This window comes from Nosocomiicoccus sp. HMSC059G07 (assembly GCF_001815515.1).
GTDB lineage: Bacteria > Bacillota > Bacilli > Staphylococcales > Salinicoccaceae > Nosocomiicoccus > Nosocomiicoccus ampullae_A.
The window spans coordinates 1-238 of sequence record NZ_KV820873.1; the positions used below are offsets into that span (position 1 = coordinate 1).

1 protein-coding gene is annotated in these 238 nt (G+C 47.1%); it reads right to left on the reverse strand.

Features of this window, described 5'->3' with window-relative positions:
* Positions 1-238, reverse strand: a 238-nt coding sequence (locus HMPREF3029_RS08360) for an ATP-binding cassette domain-containing protein (protein ID WP_144265453.1), incomplete at both ends; no start/stop codon positions are given.

A 238-nucleotide genomic window follows, 5' to 3' on the forward strand; every position in this document is an offset into this window, starting at 1 on the left:
GCAATCGCGACGCGTTGTTGTTCACCACCAGATAGTGATTTTTGGTAATGGTCGAGGCGATGCTCGAGTCCAAATAATTTAAGGATTTCTTCAGCACGCGCTTTTGCTTCTTTCTTACCCATGCCCGCTTCACGTCCGACGAACTCGAGTTGCTCTCGGACTTTTAAGTACGGCAGTAGGTGCGACTCTTGAAATATAAACCCGATTTCTCCGAGTCGTAAGTCTGTCATTTCGCTAT